The 17,898-nt window shown below is 67.8% G+C and carries 19 protein-coding genes; 11 read left to right on the plus strand and 8 right to left on the minus strand.

Annotation, left to right across the window (positions count from 1 at the left end; all coding sequences use genetic code 11):
* Nucleotides 1–23: 23 nt before the first annotated feature.
* Nucleotides 24–1,460: an RtcB family protein gene (locus tag NO998_RS15160; protein ID WP_267648132.1), complete on the minus strand. Its 1,437-nt coding sequence runs from the start codon at nt 1,458–1,460 to the stop codon at nt 24–26.
* Nucleotides 1,461–1,649: 189 nt separating this feature from the next.
* On the opposite strand from NO998_RS15160, the gene NO998_RS15165 reads away from it, so the two are divergent.
* The gene (locus NO998_RS15165) at nt 1,650–2,027 is read left to right on the plus strand and encodes an Hsp20/alpha crystallin family protein (protein WP_267648133.1); all 378 of its coding nucleotides are present in this window, start codon (nt 1,650–1,652) and stop codon (nt 2,025–2,027) included.
* 14 nt (nt 2,028–2,041) lie between these two features.
* Here NO998_RS15165 and NO998_RS15170 read toward each other — a convergent pair whose 3' ends face one another.
* From NO998_RS15170 to hsp14, 3 genes are all read right to left on the minus strand, one after another.
* The gene (locus tag NO998_RS15170) at nt 2,042–2,503 is read right to left on the minus strand and encodes a DUF6653 family protein (RefSeq protein WP_267648134.1); all 462 of its coding nucleotides are present in this window, start codon (nt 2,501–2,503) and stop codon (nt 2,042–2,044) included.
* A 1-nt stretch (nt 2,504) separates the two neighbouring features.
* Entirely contained in the window at nt 2,505–3,134 is a 630-nt protein-coding gene (locus tag NO998_RS15175; RefSeq protein ID WP_267648135.1) for a phosphoribosyltransferase, read from the minus strand.
* 118 nt (nt 3,135–3,252) lie between these two features.
* The gene (hsp14, locus tag NO998_RS15180) at nt 3,253–3,693 is read right to left on the minus strand and encodes an archaeal heat shock protein Hsp14 (protein ID WP_267648136.1); all 441 of its coding nucleotides are present in this window, start codon (nt 3,691–3,693) and stop codon (nt 3,253–3,255) included.
* Nucleotides 3,694–3,834: 141 nt separating this feature from the next.
* Here hsp14 and NO998_RS15185 point away from each other — a divergent pair, with 141 nt between their 5' ends.
* On the plus strand, nt 3,835–4,275 hold the full coding sequence (locus NO998_RS15185; protein ID WP_267648137.1) for a DUF7992 family protein: 441 nt from the start codon (nt 3,835–3,837) through the stop codon (nt 4,273–4,275).
* A 160-nt stretch (nt 4,276–4,435) separates the two neighbouring features.
* Complete coding sequence (locus NO998_RS15190) at nt 4,436–5,467, plus strand: threonine ammonia-lyase (RefSeq protein WP_267648138.1); 1,032 nt, start codon at nt 4,436–4,438, stop codon at nt 5,465–5,467.
* A 32-nt stretch (nt 5,468–5,499) separates the two neighbouring features.
* Here NO998_RS15190 and NO998_RS15195 read toward each other — a convergent pair whose 3' ends face one another.
* Nucleotides 5,500–5,922 carry a CBS domain-containing protein gene (locus NO998_RS15195; protein WP_267648139.1) on the minus strand — a complete coding sequence of 141 codons (423 nt, stop codon included), beginning with the start codon at nt 5,920–5,922 and terminating at the stop codon, nt 5,500–5,502.
* A 158-nt stretch (nt 5,923–6,080) separates the two neighbouring features.
* On the opposite strand from NO998_RS15195, the gene NO998_RS15200 reads away from it, so the two are divergent.
* Nucleotides 6,081–6,656: a flavodoxin domain-containing protein gene (locus NO998_RS15200; RefSeq protein WP_267648140.1), complete on the plus strand. Its 576-nt coding sequence runs from the start codon at nt 6,081–6,083 to the stop codon at nt 6,654–6,656.
* Nucleotides 6,657–6,762: 106 nt separating this feature from the next.
* Nucleotides 6,763–7,299, plus strand: a complete 537-nt coding sequence (locus NO998_RS15205; RefSeq protein WP_267648141.1) for a hypothetical protein — start codon at nt 6,763–6,765, stop codon at nt 7,297–7,299.
* Nucleotides 7,300–7,354: 55 nt separating this feature from the next.
* Here the strand turns inward: NO998_RS15205 and NO998_RS15210 are convergent, their stop codons facing one another.
* Nucleotides 7,355–8,530 carry an inorganic phosphate transporter gene (locus tag NO998_RS15210; RefSeq protein WP_267648142.1) on the minus strand — a complete coding sequence of 392 codons (1,176 nt, stop codon included), beginning with the start codon at nt 8,528–8,530 and terminating at the stop codon, nt 7,355–7,357.
* A 97-nt stretch (nt 8,531–8,627) separates the two neighbouring features.
* Between NO998_RS15210 and NO998_RS15215 the strand changes: the two genes are divergently transcribed.
* Complete coding sequence (locus NO998_RS15215) at nt 8,628–9,047, plus strand: universal stress protein (RefSeq protein ID WP_267648143.1); 420 nt, start codon at nt 8,628–8,630, stop codon at nt 9,045–9,047.
* A gap of 110 nt (nt 9,048–9,157) precedes the next feature.
* The gene (locus NO998_RS15220) at nt 9,158–11,431 is read left to right on the plus strand and encodes an AAA domain-containing protein (protein ID WP_267648144.1); all 2,274 of its coding nucleotides are present in this window, start codon (nt 9,158–9,160) and stop codon (nt 11,429–11,431) included.
* 65 nt (nt 11,432–11,496) lie between these two features.
* Here NO998_RS15220 and NO998_RS15225 read toward each other — a convergent pair whose 3' ends face one another.
* Nucleotides 11,497–11,862, minus strand: a complete 366-nt coding sequence (locus NO998_RS15225) for a rhodanese-like domain-containing protein (protein ID WP_267648145.1) — start codon at nt 11,860–11,862, stop codon at nt 11,497–11,499.
* A gap of 99 nt (nt 11,863–11,961) precedes the next feature.
* Between NO998_RS15225 and NO998_RS15230 the strand changes: the two genes are divergently transcribed.
* Nucleotides 11,962–12,204 (plus strand): Rdx family protein, encoded by a 243-nt coding sequence (locus NO998_RS15230; RefSeq protein ID WP_267648146.1) that lies wholly within the window; start codon nt 11,962–11,964, stop codon nt 12,202–12,204.
* A 30-nt stretch (nt 12,205–12,234) separates the two neighbouring features.
* Here the strand turns inward: NO998_RS15230 and NO998_RS15235 are convergent, their stop codons facing one another.
* A complete protein-coding gene (locus NO998_RS15235) occupies nt 12,235–13,629 on the minus strand; it encodes a sodium-dependent transporter (protein WP_267648147.1) in 1,395 nt (464 codons plus the stop codon).
* A 339-nt stretch (nt 13,630–13,968) separates the two neighbouring features.
* On the opposite strand from NO998_RS15235, the gene NO998_RS15240 reads away from it, so the two are divergent.
* The 3 genes from NO998_RS15240 (at nt 13,969) to NO998_RS15250 (ending at nt 17,877) form a co-directional block, all read left to right on the plus strand.
* Complete coding sequence (locus NO998_RS15240; protein WP_267648222.1) at nt 13,969–15,969, plus strand: copper-translocating P-type ATPase; 2,001 nt, start codon at nt 13,969–13,971, stop codon at nt 15,967–15,969.
* A gap of 205 nt (nt 15,970–16,174) precedes the next feature.
* Nucleotides 16,175–17,431, plus strand: a complete 1,257-nt coding sequence (locus tag NO998_RS15245) for a thiolase family protein (protein WP_267648148.1) — start codon at nt 16,175–16,177, stop codon at nt 17,429–17,431.
* Between the two features lie 2 nt (nt 17,432–17,433).
* Nucleotides 17,434–17,877 carry a Zn-ribbon domain-containing OB-fold protein gene (locus NO998_RS15250; RefSeq protein WP_267648149.1) on the plus strand — a complete coding sequence of 148 codons (444 nt, stop codon included), beginning with the start codon at nt 17,434–17,436 and terminating at the stop codon, nt 17,875–17,877.
* The last annotated feature ends 21 nt before the right edge of the window (nt 17,878–17,898 follow it).

The raw sequence follows: 17,898 nt of genomic DNA on the forward strand, positions 1-17,898 counted from the left end.
CCACGGGCCGCCCCGCGGTCCAGTCAGCCCTTGATGTTGCAGATCGGCACCGTCCGGGCGACCTTGGTGCCGATGTTCAGCGCGTCGCTGACCCGGATCACCTCGTCCACGTCCTTGTACGCCCCCGGCGCCTCTTCGGCGAGGGTTCCGCCCGAGCGCGCCCGGACGTAGATCCCTCGTTCGCGCAGGGTCCGCCGGAGTTCCCCCGCGCTGTACTCCTTTTTCGCCTGCATCCGGGACTTCAACCGCCCGGCGCCGTGGGCGGTCGAGCCGAACGTCAGGTCGAGTGAGCGCTCGCCGCCACAGAGTACGTAGGAGGCGGTCCCCATACTCCCGGGGATGAACACCGGCTGGCCCACGTCACGGTAGGCATCGGGTATCTCCGGCCGACCGGCCGGGAACGCCCGCGTCGCGCCCTTCCGATGGACGAGCAGGGTGTCCTCGCCGCCGTCGATGCGGTGGCGTTCCTCCTTGGCGATGTTGTGGCACACGTCGTAGACCAGTTCGACCGTATTCACGCCCAGGAGGTCCGCGAACACCTCCCGAACGGCTTGCGTCATCGCCTGCCGGTTCGCCCACGCGAAGTTGGCGGCGGCGTACATCGCCTGCTTGTAGTCCTCGGCGACCTGCTCGTCCAAGGGCGCGTAGATGAGCTGTTTGTCGGGCAGCGAGTCGGCGATGTCCGGGAACGCCCGCTCGAACCGGCGGACGTACTCGGTACAGGTCTGGTGGCCCAGCCCGCGCGACCCCGAGTGGATCATCACGACGATCCGGTCCTCGGCGAGACCGAACGCGGCCGCGGTCTCGGCGTCGTACACGTCGGCGACGCGCTGGACCTCGAGGAAGTGGTTTCCCGAGCCGAGCGAACCGACTTGATTGTGACCGCGGCTCAGCGCTTCCGCCGGCACCTTCCCCGGGTCACCGTCGAGCCGACCGTTCTCCTCGCAGTGTTCGAGATCGGCCTCGGTCGCGTGACCCGCCTCGCGCATCCACTCCATCCCACCGTCGAGGATGCCTCTGAGGTCGTCCATATTGGTCTCGAGATAGCCGCCTTTCCCCAGGCCACACGGGACCGTCTCGTAGAGCCGTTCGGCGAGTTCCTCCTCGTGACCCGCCACGTCGTCGGCGGTCAACGGTGTCCGGAGCAACCGGACGCCACAGTTGATATCGAAGCCGATCCCGCCGGGGCTGATCACGCCCGTCTCCGTGTCCACGGCCGCGACGCCCCCGATCGGGAAGCCGTACCCCTGGTGCCCGTCGGGGAGCACGACTGCGAACTTCCGGATGCCGGGTAGTGTCGCCACGTTCCGGCCCTGACTGAGTGTGCGGTCGTCGGCAGTCTGCATCTCCTCGACCAGCGCCGCCGACCCGTAGACCCGAACGGGGACCTCCATCCCCTCGTCTTCGGGTATCTCGTAGACGTTCTCCGCGACCTGTGTAAGTTGGATCTGTTGGCTCATGGTGACGGGACACGACCAGCCACTGTGCGACACGGTCGATCACCGCCGACCTGGTCCATCCGCCCCGGCCGTCCGTAACCTGTCTCCCCTGTTCGTTCGAGCCCACGTGGCCGCTCGACCAGTCCCCGACGTGGTCAGTCGGCGTCCGCATTTATGCACCGTCGGCACATATGTAGACGTGGTGAAACCATGACCTCGATCAAGCGAGTCCCACTGGACCGCATCCGACCAGCCATCGACCCCAGAGCGCGCCGCTCGGAGCCGTTCCCCGTCGACGTCGAGGACCGCGGCGACGAGTTCCACGTGTCGGCGGACCTCCCGGGGCTCCGCAAGCAGGACCTCGACATCAGCGTCCGCAAGAACCGCGTCCGGATCACCGCTGACTACGGCGACGAGTCCGAGTCGGGGACGTACCGCCGACGCGAACGGGCCAGCGGCGAGGTCAGCCGCGTCGTTCGGCTGCCCGTCTGGGTCGACGAGAAGCACGCCGACGCCTCCTACGACCAGGGCGTCCTGCGGATCACGCTCCCGAAGCGCGAGCGGGGGATCGACATCGAGGTCTCCTGAGCCGGCCTGCCACCTCAGGCCGCCCCGGTTCGCTCCTGTGTCGCGTCGTACCGTCGCACCAGCACACCGATCCACCAGAGCTTCAGCGCCGACCCGAGCACCGTCCCGACTGCCGCTCCGAGGGGCCGTCGACGCCACGCGGCGAGCAGCGCGTAGCCGAACGCGAGTGCGCTCGCCGCGTTGCAGACGTTCGGGTACGTGCGACCGACGGTCCCGTTTCCTTCCTCGCGCACCCACCAGCGCTCGGCGAGTACGCCCCGGGTCATCCACGCCTCGTCGGTCGCCGGCGGGGGGAAGATGAAGGGGTTGACCGCCGCCCAGAGCAGTCCGGCGAGCAGGAGTCGCGTGTCCCGCTGGTAGACCGCGTAGATCAGCACGGCGCCCGTCGGAACCCTGCTCCAGCCGCTTTTCGGGTTGGCGTGCCGGGCCCACAGCACTGCCTCTGCCCGGCCCCGGACCGACGGTGATCCGTCCACGTCAGCCCTCCGGCGTGAGGAACGTCGTCGCCTCGTCATCGCTGACCTGGTCGAAGCGTTCGTAGAACTGGCCGACCGCTCGGAAATGCGGCGGCGTTTCGACGCAGATCACTTCGTCGGCCTCGGCGCGGAGCCGTTCGACGGTCTCCACCGGCGCGACCGGGACAGCGACGACGATGCGTTCGGCGCCGGCGTTCCGGACTTGTTTGACACACGCCATCGTCGTCGCCCCGGTGGCGACGCCGTCGTCGACGATGAGCACCGTCTTCCCTCGGAGATCGGGCGGCGCTCGATCACCGCGATAGCGTTCGACGGCGTCCAGCGCGGCCGCCCGCTCGTACTCGCCCCGCTCCTCGATGTACGGCTCTGACACCCCGAGGTCGTCGATGAGCGTCCGGTTCAGCCACACGGAGCCGTCGCTCGCGACGGCACCGATCGCGAGTTCCCGGTTCCCCGGCGCGCCGATCTTCCGTGCGGCGACCACGTCGAGCGGGAGGCCGAGGCTGTCGGCGACGATACGGCCGACCGGCAGGCCGCCCCGCGGGACCGCCAGCACGATGTCGGCCTCCACGTCGTGATCGTCGAGGAGGTCGGCCAGCTGTTCGCCGGCGTCGGTTCGGTCTGTGAACATGGGTGGTGGATCTCTCTGTCGCCTCGGCGGGACGGCCCCCTCGGCTGACGGGCTGTCGGTTCGTTCACCGCGGTCTGCCCACGCGGAGACCGTCGGTCGGTCCGACTCGGCGGGCAGTCTACTCGATCTCGATGCTGTGGGCTTCCTCGACCTCCATCTTCGGGACCGTCACGGTCAGCACGCCGTTGTTCATCCGGGCTTTCACCTCCTCCTTCCGGACCTCCTCGGGCAGCCGGATCGACCGACTCATCGAGCGCTCCCGGCGCTCGTGACGGAGGTACCGTTCGGACTCCTCGTCGGTGCTCTCCTCGCGGTCGGCCTCGATCCGGAGCGTGTGGTCGGTTACCCGGACGTCCACGTCGTCCTTCTCGAAGCCGGGGAGGTCGATGGTCACGACGAACTCGTCGTCGTGTTCGACGAGGTCGATCGCCATCTCCTCGCCGCCCCACCGGCCGAGTGGCCCGTCGTTCTCCCACGCGTCGGCCGACTCCTCGAACTGCCGGCTCATTCGCTCGAAGAACTGTTCGATGTCCTCGAAGGGGTTACTGCGTGTGCTCATTGTCGTGCTCCGACGTAATCAGAGGACGAGGACGGAGATATACAGTACGCTTGACTATTACAGGTGCTCGACGCCCTCGGGCACCGTGGTCGCCAATCCCCCGAGCGGGCCTTTATCGTTCCTGTCAACCAATAGCCGCCTATGCCGATCGATATCGAGGCGCCGAGCCCCCCCGACCTGACGAATCGTTCGCTACCGAGCGGGATCGACCCGACGGACGTGACCGACAGCACTGGTGACCTCCGCCGTGAGGAGTTGGAGACGGCACTGCGAGAGGGTGCGTGGGACGACGCCTTCGGCGAATGGACCGAGTACACGGACCTGAACGAGGCGGAGTACCGCGCGGTCCACGACGCCGGCCTCGTCGAGTCGCTTGACTTCTACTGGGACCCCGTGGAGGGTGGCGTCCGGTTCGAGCTCCCGTCGATCCCCGATGGGCTCGGCGACGACGGCAGCCTGTCCAGCCTCGCCAGCACGGAGCTCGCCGACCTCGGCGAGACGGTCCGGAAGGTCCTCGAGGGCGGCTATATCGACTGGAGCGAGCTGGAGACCGATGAACAGGAGATGGACGAAAACCTCTAGGCAGCCATGTTGGCTACGGTGGCTCAGTCACCTGAGGTACCTAATGTAAGTCTGGTAGCTTCGGATCCGGTTCGCGCCGGCGCTGTGGCCACGCCCTCCTCAGGGCGCAGTTGCGTTTTCACCCGAACGCTTAGTAGCCGACGGCCACAGCGTCGAGAGCATGACTGCTGGGTACGAGCCGGTCGATTCACCCGACGAGACGACCGTCTTCCCCTACCACGACCTTGAACCGCCGACGACGGCAGACATCTATCGCGCGCGCCGTGTCGTCGACCGCCACCTCCCCCGGACGCCGCTCGTGCGGAGCGAAGCTCTCTCCGCCGAGTTCGACGCCGACGTCTACCTCAAGCGGGAGGACACCCTGCCGACGGGGGCGTTCAAAGTCCGAGGCGGGCTCTACCTGGCTTCGGGGCTCGACCCCGAGTTCCACGAACAGGGGCTGATCGCCGCGAGCACCGGGAACCACGGCCAGTCGGTCGCCTACGCCGGCCGGACGTTCGACGTGCCCGTTACCGTCGTCGTCCCCGAGGACGCCAACCCCTCGAAGGTGACCGCGATGGAGCGACTGGGCGCCGAGGTGCTGTTCCACGGTGAGACGTTCGACGACGCCCGCGAGCACGCTGAGGAACTGGCGACGGCCAAGCCCTACCGCTACGTCCACTCGGCCAACGAACCCGCGCTCGTCGCCGGTGTCGGCACTGCGGGGCTCGAAGTCGTCGAGGACCTGCCGGAGATCGACCACCTCTTCTGCCCGGTCGGCGGCGGGTCGAGCGCTACCGGTTACTGCCTCACCGTCGGCGCGCTCACCGACGCGACGGTCACGGGGGTTCAGTCCGCGGCCGCGCCGGCGATGCACCGCGCGTGGTCGGAGGGCACGCTCGCGCCACACGAGCGCATGGAGACGTTCGCGGAAGGGATCGCCACGCGGGTCCCGTTCGCGCTGACCACGGAGGTGCTCCGGGAGCGACTCGACGCGTTCGAACTCGTCGAGGAGTCGGCCATCGAACGCGGCGCTCGCGACCTGTTCGTCGATGATCGCATCCCCGCAGAAGGCGCGTGCGCGGCGAGTCTGGCGGCGATGCGCCAGCAGCGCGACGCGATCCGTGGCGACACCGTCGTTTTCCCGATCTCCGGGGGAAACGTCTCGCCGGACCTGTTGCGGACGCTCCTCGACGGTAGCTCCCTCGAGTGAGCATCGCCCGTTGTTGGCTGTGATGTCCCGTCTCAGTACGGTGGTGATTCGGCCTCGATCACCCCAGAGAGTTCGTCAAGTTCGTCGGCGAGCATGACCACGAGGTCGTCGAGGGTGATGATCCCCGCGACGGCACCGTCCCCGTCGACGACCGGCAGCCGTCGTACCGAGCTATCGTGTAGGGTCCTGATCGCGTCGAACACGCCCGTATCGAGATCGACGGTGACGGGCGTCTCCGTCATGATGTCACCGGCGGTCACCGCAGACGGGTCGCCCCGTGGTTCGAGTACGCCCATCACGAGGTCGCGGTCGGTCACGATCCCGACGGGCTCGCCGTCGTTCTCGATGACGACGCTCCCGACGTTCTCCTCTTTCATCACCGTTGCGAGGTTCCCGGCTGACTGGTCACGGTGTGCGGTCATCACGTCCGTTCGTACGAGGTCTTGGATCGGCATTGTGCTTCAGTAGAAGGTGGCCGGGAGTCCCTCAATAGTATAGACACGATTCTGGCCGGGCGCGAATCCAGACCGCTACTAACCTCGGCGTAGGCCGGTGCTTCACGGCGGACGTGTTATCGGACAACACTTTTCGAGTGAGCGGCCCTACCGACGGTATGGCATCGATCCTGGTGTATTACGGAACCGGCGAAGGGCAGACTGCGACGGTCGCCGAACGGCTGGCGGCGACGCTGGACGAGCGGGGCCACGACGCGACGGTGGTCGATGCGGCCACTCGGCCCATCGACCTCGACATCGCCGACTTCGATGCAGTCCTCGTCGGCACGTCCATCCACATGGGTGACCCACAGCAGTCGGTCGTCCAGTTCGTCTCGGCGAACGCCGAGGCCCTGGCAGAGCGCCCGACGGGGCTGTTCCAACTGTCGCTGTCGTCGGCCACCGACGACCCCGAGGGCCGCGCCGCTGCCGCCGACTACGTCGACTCGTTCGTCGAGCAGACGGACTGGCAGCCCGACCGCATCGGGCTGTTCGGCGGGGCGCTCCGCTACTCGGAGTACGGCTTCTTGAAGCGCCTCGTCATGAAGCGCATCGCCAAGGATGCCACCGGCGACACCGACACCAGCCGGGACTACGAGTACACCGACTGGCACGAGGTCGAGGCGTTCGCAAACGACTTCTCGGCGTTCGTCGAGGGCCGGTTGGGCGAGCGCCCGCCGGCCGACGACGGCTGAGGTCTCAGCGTCGCCTCCCGCCGTTCCTGCCCGCTGGTCCACTCCCGTTCTCGCCCGCCGAGGCGTGTCGTCGATATTGAAGGTCTCTGGGACCGTTCGTTCCCGTATGGAACAGCGCAACGACGGCCAGGGGACCGAGAGCGAGGAGTTCCCGGCCTACGGTCCGGTAGAGGCGGTGTTCGGCTACATCCTGTTCTACGCTCTCGTCGACCGAGCGACGCCGGTCGTCGTCGACGTGCTGGCCGGTACCGGGCTGTCGGCCTCGTCGGTCCGGTTCGGGTTCGCGGCGCTGCTGTGGTTCGTGCTCGTCGTGAGCGTCGTCGACGAACTCCGCCGGCAGTTGGCAGCGCTCGGGATCGGCAGCTACGAGCCGGATCTGCGCGTCTGGTCGCGGGTGACGCCGTCGTCGGTGCGGACTGCGGGCTATGTCGCCGCGTTGGTCCTCGGCGTTACCCTCGCGTCGCTGACGTTCGACCGTGCCTTCGAGACGGTGCTCGCGCTGCTCACGCTGTTCGTCGACGGGGCGTCGATCAGCGTCCTCGACGCCGTCGCGACGGTCGTCTTCTTCGCCGCCTACGGCGCTGCGACTCACTCGCTCGACCGACTCGTCATCGGCGTCGTTCGGGCGCTCACGCCCCGCTGAGCCCGGCTGAGTCCCGCCAGTCGAAGCACCTGTCGCCGGCGGGACCCCGTGCCGGCTACGGCGTGCCGGCGATCGGGAGGAACGTGAACGTCACGTAGGAGAGCGCGGTCGCTACGGACGGGCCGATGATCCAGAACGCGACGAAGCGGACCACCGAAGACGGGTCGAACAGCTGTTGAGCCTCGCGGATGTTCGTCGGGTCCTCCTGCCCGACTGGGGGGACCTCGTCGTCGGTCTCGGCGGCGACCGCGCTCACCGATATCTCGGTGTCGATGTCCTGCTTGACGAGGTCGGGCGCGCTCACGGGTCGCGTCGCGCGACCCCAGCCGAGGCCGACGATGCACATCACCGTCGAGAGCGCCAGGCTCATCGGGATCCCGAGCGCCGACGCGACGGTGGTGATGCTCGCGGCCACGACCATCACGATGGTCGCCGCCAGCAGCGGCAGGTCCGTGAGGTCGTTCCCGACCGACTCCATCGTCCGGCGCGCGATGGTGAACGCGCCCAGTCCGATCGCGGCGGTCCCGAGGTAGACGGCGTTGTTGACGCCGATCAGCTCCCCGCCGACCAGTGGCGCGACCGCGTTGGCGACGTTGCTCGCGCCGGCGCTGAAGGACATGTAGCACGCGATGGCCAACACTACCAGCGTACTGACCGCTTCCTTCGGGGTCGTCCCGGGCCCGAGCGTCGGCGTGGGGATCGCGCCGGAGCGGTCGAGCGTGAACAGCGGCCCCTCGGACTGTTCGAGCGCGAACCGCTTGTCGAGGTACGGGTAGAAGTACCGGCCGATGAGCCCGCCGGTCCAGAAGCCGAGGACTGGCGCGATGATCCACCACATCATGATCGAGCCGATGACGGCGTAGTCGAGTTGGTTCGTCGCCAGCCCCAGGCCGGCGATAGCGCCGACGGCGGTCATCGACGTGGAGACGGGGACGCCGTAGAGGTTCGCCAGCAGCATCCCGAGTCCGATGAACGCCAAGACGACGATACTCGCCTCCGGCGAGAACATCGACTGGGGGACCAGGTCGCCGCCGAGCGTGTCGATCACGTTCCGACCGACCGTCCAGCCCCCGAGGAACACGAAGAACGTCATCAGGGCTGCCGCGCCGGTCTTGTTCATGATCCGCGCGCCGACGGGGGGACCCCACGCGACGCCCGTCGACGACCCACCGATGTTGAAGCCGACGAACGCGGCTGCGACGACTGCAACCAGCAATAAGAGAGAAACCATACCGTAAGTTAGCGAAATTCTGTATGTATGCGTTTCGGCTCCACAACCGTCTCGCACGTGGCTACTGATTTATCACCTCGGGTGTGCAACACCGGATATGGTCGAACGCGTGCTGGTCCCCATGGACGACTCGGACCTCGCCGAGCAGGCGCTCAGATACGCGCTCGAAACACACCCCGACGCCGAGATCGTGGTACTTCACATCGTCGGCGAGCCGTCGCCGATGATGGGGGGCGCGGTCGGCCTCGCCCTCGAGGGGGACATCGAGACCGCGGCGAAGGAACACGCCTCCGAGGTGCTCGACCGGGCACGCGAGATCGGCGACTCCTACGGGATCGACGTGGAGACTGAGGTAGCCTGGGGGAGCCCGGCGAAACTGATCGTCAAGCGCGCCGCCGACTTCGACACGGTCGTGATCGGCAGCCACGGCGGCTCCATCGCCGAGCGTATCTTCGTCGGGAACGTCGCCCGGACGGTGTTCCGTCGCTCGCCGGTCCCCGTCACCGTGGTTCGGTAGCCACCTACCCACGGATCGATAGCCTGCTGCCGACGGGCCGGCGGGTCCCGGCTGTGGGGCCGTGCCACCGACGGGTAGTTTTTCACCGATGGCGCTGCACTCCTACCTGAATGTCGGACCTCCTCGATGCGGCCGTCGGCGCGTTCCTCGCCGGCGACGACCCCATCCTTCTCTCGACACCCGGTGTCGAGTCGCTCCCCGGCGACGCCGATGAGCCACCCATCGGCGCGGCTCTCGACCGACTCCAGGCCTACGACTCGCTGGTCACCGACGACGGCACCGTCCTCCTCCCGCTGCACGAACGCGACTCGGCAGAACTCACAGGTGAGTACGTCGAGTACCGCCCGAGCGGCCTCGCCCCGACGTACGTCTATCGGGATACGGCCACGGACGCGCAGGCCCGACTCGACCCCGGAAAGATCGCGGGGACGACGGTGGGCTGGCGCCTCCGCTTTTGGACCGAGGCGTTCGACCCGCCGACGCCGCCGTCCTACGCGAGTGAGGGCGCGGATGAGGGGTCCAACGCGGTCCGTGCGGAGCCGGTCGTCACGATGGACGACGACGAGCGGGAATCGTTCCACGAGGAACTGGTCGATTCCGTCGAGAGCCTCCGCGGACGGGACCGTGTCGACACCCGCGAAGCCCTGGCCGAACGGGGCTATCGGTACGTCAGCCGCACGGAGGGTGGGATCGAGGAGACCATCTACACCGGCCGGCGGGTGACCCAGTCCCACGGCACCGTCGAGGTGTTTACCATCCCCGAAGAGGAGGACGGCGAACGGCGCTTCGACATCCCCGGCGAGCACGACATCTACCCGGATTCGGAGGTGCTGGTGGTCCCGAACCCGGACGCCTCGACGGTCTGGATCGACCGGGACGAGACGCCGTTCCCGGCCGAGGCCCGCGTCGCGTTCGCCGAGGACGGCGCCGTCGGCCTCTCCTTTTTCGAGGACCGCTCGCCCGACCCCGAGACCCTCCGGCGGTACTTCTCCGACGACCGCGCGGTGTTCTCGGTGCTCGCGCTGCTCAACGGCGTCCCCTACGACCGCGAACGATCGGGGATCGAGTCGGTCCGCTCGACACCCGAGAAGTGGGACGTGCTGACCGGCCAGCAGTCCCTCGGTTTCACCCCCGCGTTCACCGTCGACGTGGACACCGATCTCGCGTTGAACGAGTTCCAGGAAACGGCCGTCTCGCGTGCGCTCCGGGCCCGTGACGTGTACTGCATCCACGGTCCTCCGGGGACCGGCAAGACCCGGACGCTGATGGCCATCGTCCAGCAGGCTGTCGCCGACGGGCAGCGCGTGCTCGCCTGTGCCCACTCGAACCAGGCGGTCGACAACCTCCTCGTCGGTGCCAGTTCGGCCGACGACCCCGACCCCGGAACGCTCCACGCGATGGCCGTCGACGACGACCACGAGGAGATCGACATCCGGCGGGTCGGCCACCCAGAAAGCGACCTCGTCGCGGACCGCTACACCGACGGCCCCGTCGCCGAGGCGGACGTGGTCGGCGCGACGACGAGCATGGCCAGCCGGTTCGACGTGGACGAGTTCGACATCGCCGTCCTCGACGAGGCGACGCAGGCCTCGATCCCGGCGAGCACGATCCCCTACGCCTGTGCCGAGCGACTGGTGCTCGCCGGCGACCACAAGCAGCTACCGCCCTTCGCCTCCGACGAGCTCGAACAGCGCGAGGCCGAGGTCTCCCTGTTCGAGCACCTCCTCGATACGTACGACGACGGTGTCAGCACGATGCTTCGCCGACAGTACCGCATGCACGAGCGCATCGTCGACTTCCCCAACGAGGCGTTCTACGACGGGCAACTGGAGACCGCCGACCGCAACCGCGGGTGGACGATCGACGATTTGGACCCGATCGTCGCCTACGACGTGGCCGGCGGCGAGGACCGAACCTCCGGGAAATCCTACCGTAACCCCGCGGAGGCCGAGATCGTCGCCGACGAGGTCCAACGCCTGCGCGAGCACGGCGTCCCCCAGTCGGACATCGGCGTCATCACGCCCTACACCGGCCAGATCAGCTGCATCAAGAGCGCCCTCGCGGATGTCGACGCCCGGACGCGCGGGATCAAGGTCAACACCGTCGACTCCTTCCAGGGCAGCGAGCGCGAGGCGATCGTCCTCTCGCTCGTTCGGTCGAACGACCGCGGGAGTTCGGGCTTCCTCACCTTCGGCGACGAGGGCGAGCGTCGACTGAACGTCTCGCTGACCCGTGCGAAACGCCGCCTCGTCGTCGTCGGCGACTGGGAAACCCTCGGAACCGTCGGCCGCCACCGCGACCCCGAGGACTCCTGTGCGGACGTGTACGCGGCGCTTCGGGAGGCCCTCCCGATCGAGAAAGCCCCGACGGGAACCGTGTCGTAGCGCACCGGCCGAAATCCAGCCGTTCGTCGTGTCTTCCTCGTGGCTCCCCGCGAGCCACGCCGAGGCTACAGCCGCCAGAGCAGCGACCGAAGTTTGTAGAGCAGCGAGCCGTTCTGGTAGCCGCGCCACCCGCTCATGCCGCCCGAGAGCGTGCTCGCGTCGTAGCCCTCCTCGACGAGCAGGTCCGTCGCTCGGCGGGCGACGACGCCCATCTTACAGACCACGACGATCTCCTCGTCCCGGGGCAGCGTATCGAGCCGCGCCCGCAGCGTGCTGTCGTCGCCCGCTCGGAGGTCGTCGTACACCGGGACGTTGTGACTCCCCTCGATGGCCCCCGACTCGTAGGCCGACTGCGGCCGGATGTCGAGCACGTACGGCTCGTCGCCGCCGTCGAGACGGCTCGCAAGCTCGGCGGGTCGAACGTCGCTCATTATCTACTGTCGGCCCCGCGGCGGCAAAACCACACCGGTACTGGCGACGCCATTAGCACGGTGAGGTTTAACACACAGCGTTCGCTACTTTGGGACGGCATGACATCCGTCGAAATCGAGTACTGCGTTCCGTGTGGCCACCTCCAGCGAGCACAGGACCTGGAAGCGTCGATCCTCGAAGCGTACGGCCTCGGCGTCGACCGCGTCGCGCTCGTGACCGGCGACGGCGGCGTCTTCGAGGTCAGCGTGGACGGCGAGACGATATTCGACGTGGAAGAGGACGAGTACGACGCCGACGCGATTGTCGACGAGGTCGGCACGCACGTCGGCGCGACCGCGTAGCTCCGGCCGGATCCCGGTCCGATACCGACGCTACCCGTCGGTTGCGACCGCGACGGCCGCCCGACAGGCCACGGTGACGGCGACGGCGGCGACGGCCCGGCCGCCGAGGCCGAGTGAGACGCCGACCAGCGGCGCCACGCTACTGGCCAGCGAGAACAGTACGACGACGGGCAGCACCCAACTCACCGCCAGCAGCCACGGCTCGGCCAGCGGCGTGAAGGCCCCAGCACCGGCGCGGAACTCCTCGAGCGCTTCCGTCCGGATCACCCAGCCGGCGATGGCGAGGAACGCGAACAGCCCGACAGAGAGCAGCAGATCCGCGAGCGTCCCCGAGACGAACGTGAACACCGAACTCGCCAGCGCCAACCCGCTTCCGGTCGCGGCGAGCAGCAGCGAGACCAGCAGCGTCGCCCGTCGACGAGGGACGCCGAAGCTGTCGACCAGCGTCCCCACCGGTGTCTCGAGGAGGTTGATCCCGCTCGTGACCGCCGCCAGCAGGACGGTCCCGAAGAACGCCGTGGCGACGACGCTCCCGCCCGGGATCGCCGCGAACGCGCTCGCCAGCGCGACGAACAGCGCGCCCGGTCCACCCTGTCCCGGGTCGATCCCCTGTGAGAACAGCAGCGGAATGACGACCAGCCCAGCTAACACGCCGATGACGGTGTTCGAGACGGCGATGACGATGGTGTCCTGCGGGAGCGAGGTGTCCTCGTCGAGGTAGGACGCGTAGGTGAGCATCGAGCCCGCACCCACCGAGAGGGTAAAGAGCGCCTGCCCCGCCGCGGGGCCGAGCACGCTGGTGAGGTTGGCCGCGAGGTAGTCGGCGTCGAAGCTCAGGTAGAACTCGTAGCCTGCGGTGGTCCCCGGTTGGGTGGCGGTCCACGCCGCCAGCCCAGCCAGCAGCACCACGACAGCCGGGAGCATCACCTTCGACACCCGTTCGATCCCGCGGCTCACGCCGAAGAAGACGATGCCGGCGACGATGGCGAGGAAGGCGAGGTGGAAGGCCACCGCCTCCGCCCCGTAGCTGATAGAGCCGAAGTACCGTCCCGGCTGGGCAAAGTACGCACCCGTCGGCGAGGCCACGGTGTACCGGAGTATCCAGCCGCCGACTACCGAGTAAAACGAGAGGATCACCAGCGTGGTGACGACGTTCAGCACGCCGACCGCCGCTCCCCAGCCACCGACGAGGGAGCGAAGCGCGCCGATCGGCGTCTGTCGCCCCCGCCGCCCGAGCACGAACTCCGCGAGCAGTCCGGGGACGCCGACGCCCACGACGATGAGCAGATAGACGACGAGAAAGGCGCTCCCGCCGTTGCTGGCCGTCAACCACGGGAACCGCCAGATGTTCCCGAGTCCGGCGGCGCTCCCGATCGCGGCGAGCACGAACCCGACGCTCGATACCCAAGAGTCACGAGTGGACATTCGTGGACAGAACTGTCCATCGGCTACTCAAGTGGGTGTTGCTTTCGTCCGGGAACTCTTCACAAAGATGAGTCAACCGATGGACACGACCGGCCGTACAGGGGCGGCTACGTCCCAGTATCCGTCGATGAACTAACACGCTCCAGCCCATATCCAGGGGTCGAGGACACCATGGCCGACAACAACCCCCACTCCCACGACGGTCCGGACGGGGACCACGCCGATCACGCCGACCACAACGAACCGGACGGCGACGCCCACGATGGGACCGGCGGCGGCCACGGGGAACACGACCACGGTCACGGGGACCACGACGGCGGACACGGCGACCACGGGGGGATGCACGCCGGCCATGAGGCGATGTTCCGTCGGCGCTTTGTCGTCTCGACGCTGCTCTCGGTCCCGGTACTGCTCTACAGCGAGACCCTCCAGGGGTGGCTCGGGTTCTCGGTGCCGGCGTTCCCCGGCAGCGAGTGGCTCACCCCCGTCTTCGCCGTGATCGTCTTCGCCTACGGCGGGGTGCCGTTCCTTCGGATGGCCGTCCCCGAACTCCGGGAGCGCAGCCCCGGGATGATGACGCTCATCTCCATGGCGATCACCGTTGCCTTCGGCTACAGCCTCGCGAGCCTGCTGTTCCCGACGACGGCCTTTTTCTGGGAACTGGTCACGCTGATCGACATCATGCTGTTGGGTCACTGGATCGAGATGCGCTCGATCCGGCGGGCCTCCAGCGCGCTCGACGAACTGGCGAAGCTCCTCCCCGACACCGCTGAACGTCTGACCGAGGACGGCGACACCGAGACCGTCCCGGTCGGCGAACTCGCGGCCGGTGATCTGGTGCTCGTCCGGCCGGGAGCGAGCGTCCCCGCCGACGGCGTCGTCGAATCCGGCGAGTCCGACGTGAACGAGGCGATGATCACCGGCGAGTCCCGCCCCGTTTCGAAGGAACCCGACGACCAGGTCATCGGGGGCACGATCAACGGCGACGGCAGCCTCCGGGTCCGGATCAGCGCGACCGGCGAGGAGACGACGCTCGCGGGGATCATGCGGCTGGTTGAGGAGGCCCAGCAGAGCACCTCCCGGACCCAGCGCCTCGCCGACCGGGCGGCCGGCTGGCTGTTCTACGTCGCCCTCGCCGCCGCCGCGGTCACGGCAATCGCGTGGACTGTCGCCGTGGGCTTCGACGCGAGCGTCGTCGAGCGTGTCGTCACCGTGCTCGTGATCGCCTGTCCCCACGCCCTCGGGCTGGCGATCCCGCTGGTCGTCGCCATCAACACCTCGTTGGCGGCGGGCAACGGCATGTTGATCCGCGACCGCACCGCGATGGAGCGCGCCCGGGGCCTGGACACCATCGTCTTCGACAAGACCGGTACCCTGACCGAGGGGGAACACGGCGTCGTCGGCGTCGGGACGACCGACGCCATCGGCGAGTCCGAGGCGGTCGCGCTCGCTGCCGCCGTCGAGGGCGACTCCGAGCACGTGATCGCTCGCGCGGTCCGGGAGGCCGCCGCCGACCGCGACCTCACGGTCCCCGAAACGCGCGATTTCGAGGCGATCAAGGGACGCGGTGTCCGCGGCACCGTCGACGGCGAGACGGTCCACGTCGGCGGGCCGAACCTCCTCACACAGCTCGATACGGCGGTTCCCGACGACCTCCGGGCGTTCGCCGACGAAGCGGGCGCCAACGCACAGACGGTGGTCTACCTCCTCCGCGGGGGTGAGCCGGTGGCGGCGTTCGCGCTCGCGGACGTGATCCGGCCCGAGAGCTACCGGGTCGTCGACGCGCTCCACGGGCTCGGCATCGAGGTGGCGATGCTCACCGGCGACGCCGCCGACGTGGCCGATGCCGTCGCAGACGAACTCGGCATCGACACGGTGTTCGCCGAGGTACTGCCCGAGGACAAGGACCGGCACGTCGCCGGCTTGCAGGAGGCGGGGAAGCTGGTCGGAATGGTCGGCGACGGCGTCAACGACGCGCCGGCACTGGCCCGCGCCGACGTGGGCATCGCCATCGGCAGCGGCACCGACGTAGCCGTCCAGTCGGCCGACATCGTGCTCGTCCAGAACAACCCGATGGACGTGGCCCGCCTCGTCGCACTCAGTCGCGCCAGCTACCGGAAGATGCAGCAGAATCTCGTCTGGGCGGCCGGCTACAACGTCGTCGCGCTCCCGCTGGCTGCCGGGGTGCTCGCGCCGTGGGGAATCTTACTTTCACCGGCCGTCGGCGCGCTGTTGATGTCGCTGAGTACGGTCATCGTCGCCATCAACGCCCAGTTCCTCCGGCGTGCGGACCTCGACCTGACTGATGGCGACGGGGCGCCGACCGCCGCCCCCGCGTAGGTCCCTGCCCGCGACGTGTCGAACCAGTAGACCTTTTTCGGCCGTCGCCGACACCCCGAGCGAGACGTCGATGTACCGACGGTCGGTCCGTCCGGTGTTCGATCGTCTTAGCACAGCATTTCCCGCCGGCTAAGACGCTCCTACGCCGACTTGCCGGTGTATTACTTTGCCCCCTGACCGGGGAGAGACAAGGGGAGTCACCGTAATGACCGAACCAGCAATCATCGGTGTTGGAGCGACCAAATTCGGCAACGTAACGGAAGACGAACAACTGAAGGGAAAGACCTTCGAGGAGCTCTGTGCCGACGCCGCCTTCGAGGCGATGGACGACGCGAACGTCGACGCCGCAGACATCGACGGCTTCTACGTCGGAAACATGCTTCAGAGCACGAGCCAGGTATCGAGCCACGCAACCGTCCTGGCCGACTGGCTCGGCCTCCAGCTCAAGGGCGGCTTCCACTTCGACACGGCCTGCTCAACCGGGAACACCGGCTTGGGCATCGCCCACGCGATGGTGAAAGCCGGCAAGTACGACACCGTGCTCGTCCTCGGCGGCGAGATCACCAGCTCCGAACCCGTCGACCGGGACCAACTGCAACGCAAGCCCCTCGATCCACAGGAACTCTGGTACCTCACCGACATCGGCGTCGACACGACGTACGCCTACAAGCACGCCTACGACGTGGCGACGGCCTACGGCGCCATCCCGACGATGGGGTTCGCCGAGCGCCACGACCTCGACATGGAGGAGATGGACGAGCTGATGTATCACGTCAGTCGGCTCGCCAAGGAACACGCCTCGATGACGCCGAAGGCGGCGCGCCACGAGACCTTAGAGGACATGGCTGCCGACCGCGGCTTCGAGGACCCCAAGGAGTTCTGGCAGAGCGACTACAACCCGTTCTTCGCGTGGCCGACGCGCCAGCTGTCGGCGCTCACGGCCGTCGACGGGGCTTCGGCGTGTATCGTCACGAACGAGCCCGAGGCCTACACGGACAAGACCCCCGTCGAGATCACGGGGTTCGACTGGACCACCAAGTCGTTCCCGTGGTACGGCGACCAACCGGGGCTCATGCCACAGGACGAGCGGGCGTTCGAGCGAGCTTACGCGATGGCCGACATCGACGGCTCGGATATCGACTACCTGTACGTCCACGACTGCATGCAGATCTACCAGCCCACGCTGGGTGAAGTCGCCGGCTATCTCGACGACCCGGTCTCGGCGTTCATGAACGAGGAGACCCGCTACGACGGCGAGAAGCCCATGAACGTCACCGGCGGCCGCCACGGCGTCGGCCACGCGTGGGAGGCCTCGGCGGGCTTCGAGACCTACGAGATCGTCAAACAGATCCGCGGCGAGATGGACCGCAAACAGATCACGCCGGAGCCGGAGACCGCGGTACAGCACAACCACGGCTACGGCATGCACACGGCAGTCACCGTGATGGAGGCCGCCGACTAACCATGGCAGAACCAGTTATCACCGAGACACCGGAAGGGGTACCGCGAGTCGAACGCACGGCCAAACGGTTCTACGACGGCCTCGAGGAAGGCGTCATCTGGGGCACGCACTGCAACGACTGCGAGGAACACTCGTTCCCGCCGATGACGGCGTGTCGGAGCTGTGGCAGCCGCGACATCGAGTTCACCGAGATGAGCGGTCGCGGCAGCCTACAGTACTACTCCAGCACGATGCTGCCGTCCTACCGCTTCCGCGACGAGGACCGGATGGCCTACGGAATGGTCCAACTCGACGAGGGACCGTACTTCTTCACCAAAATCGAGGGAGTCGACTTCTCCTCGCCGGAGGCGATACAAGAGGGCAACGAGGAACTCCCGGTCGATGTGGTCGGCAAGCCCGAGGAGGTCGGCGGCAGTACGATCCTCGTCTTCGAGGTCGAGGAGTAGCCCGGCCTCCCTCCTCTCGCT

The sequence above is a fragment of the Halolamina litorea genome (assembly GCF_026616205.1).
GTDB lineage: Archaea > Halobacteriota > Halobacteria > Halobacteriales > Haloferacaceae > Halolamina > Halolamina litorea.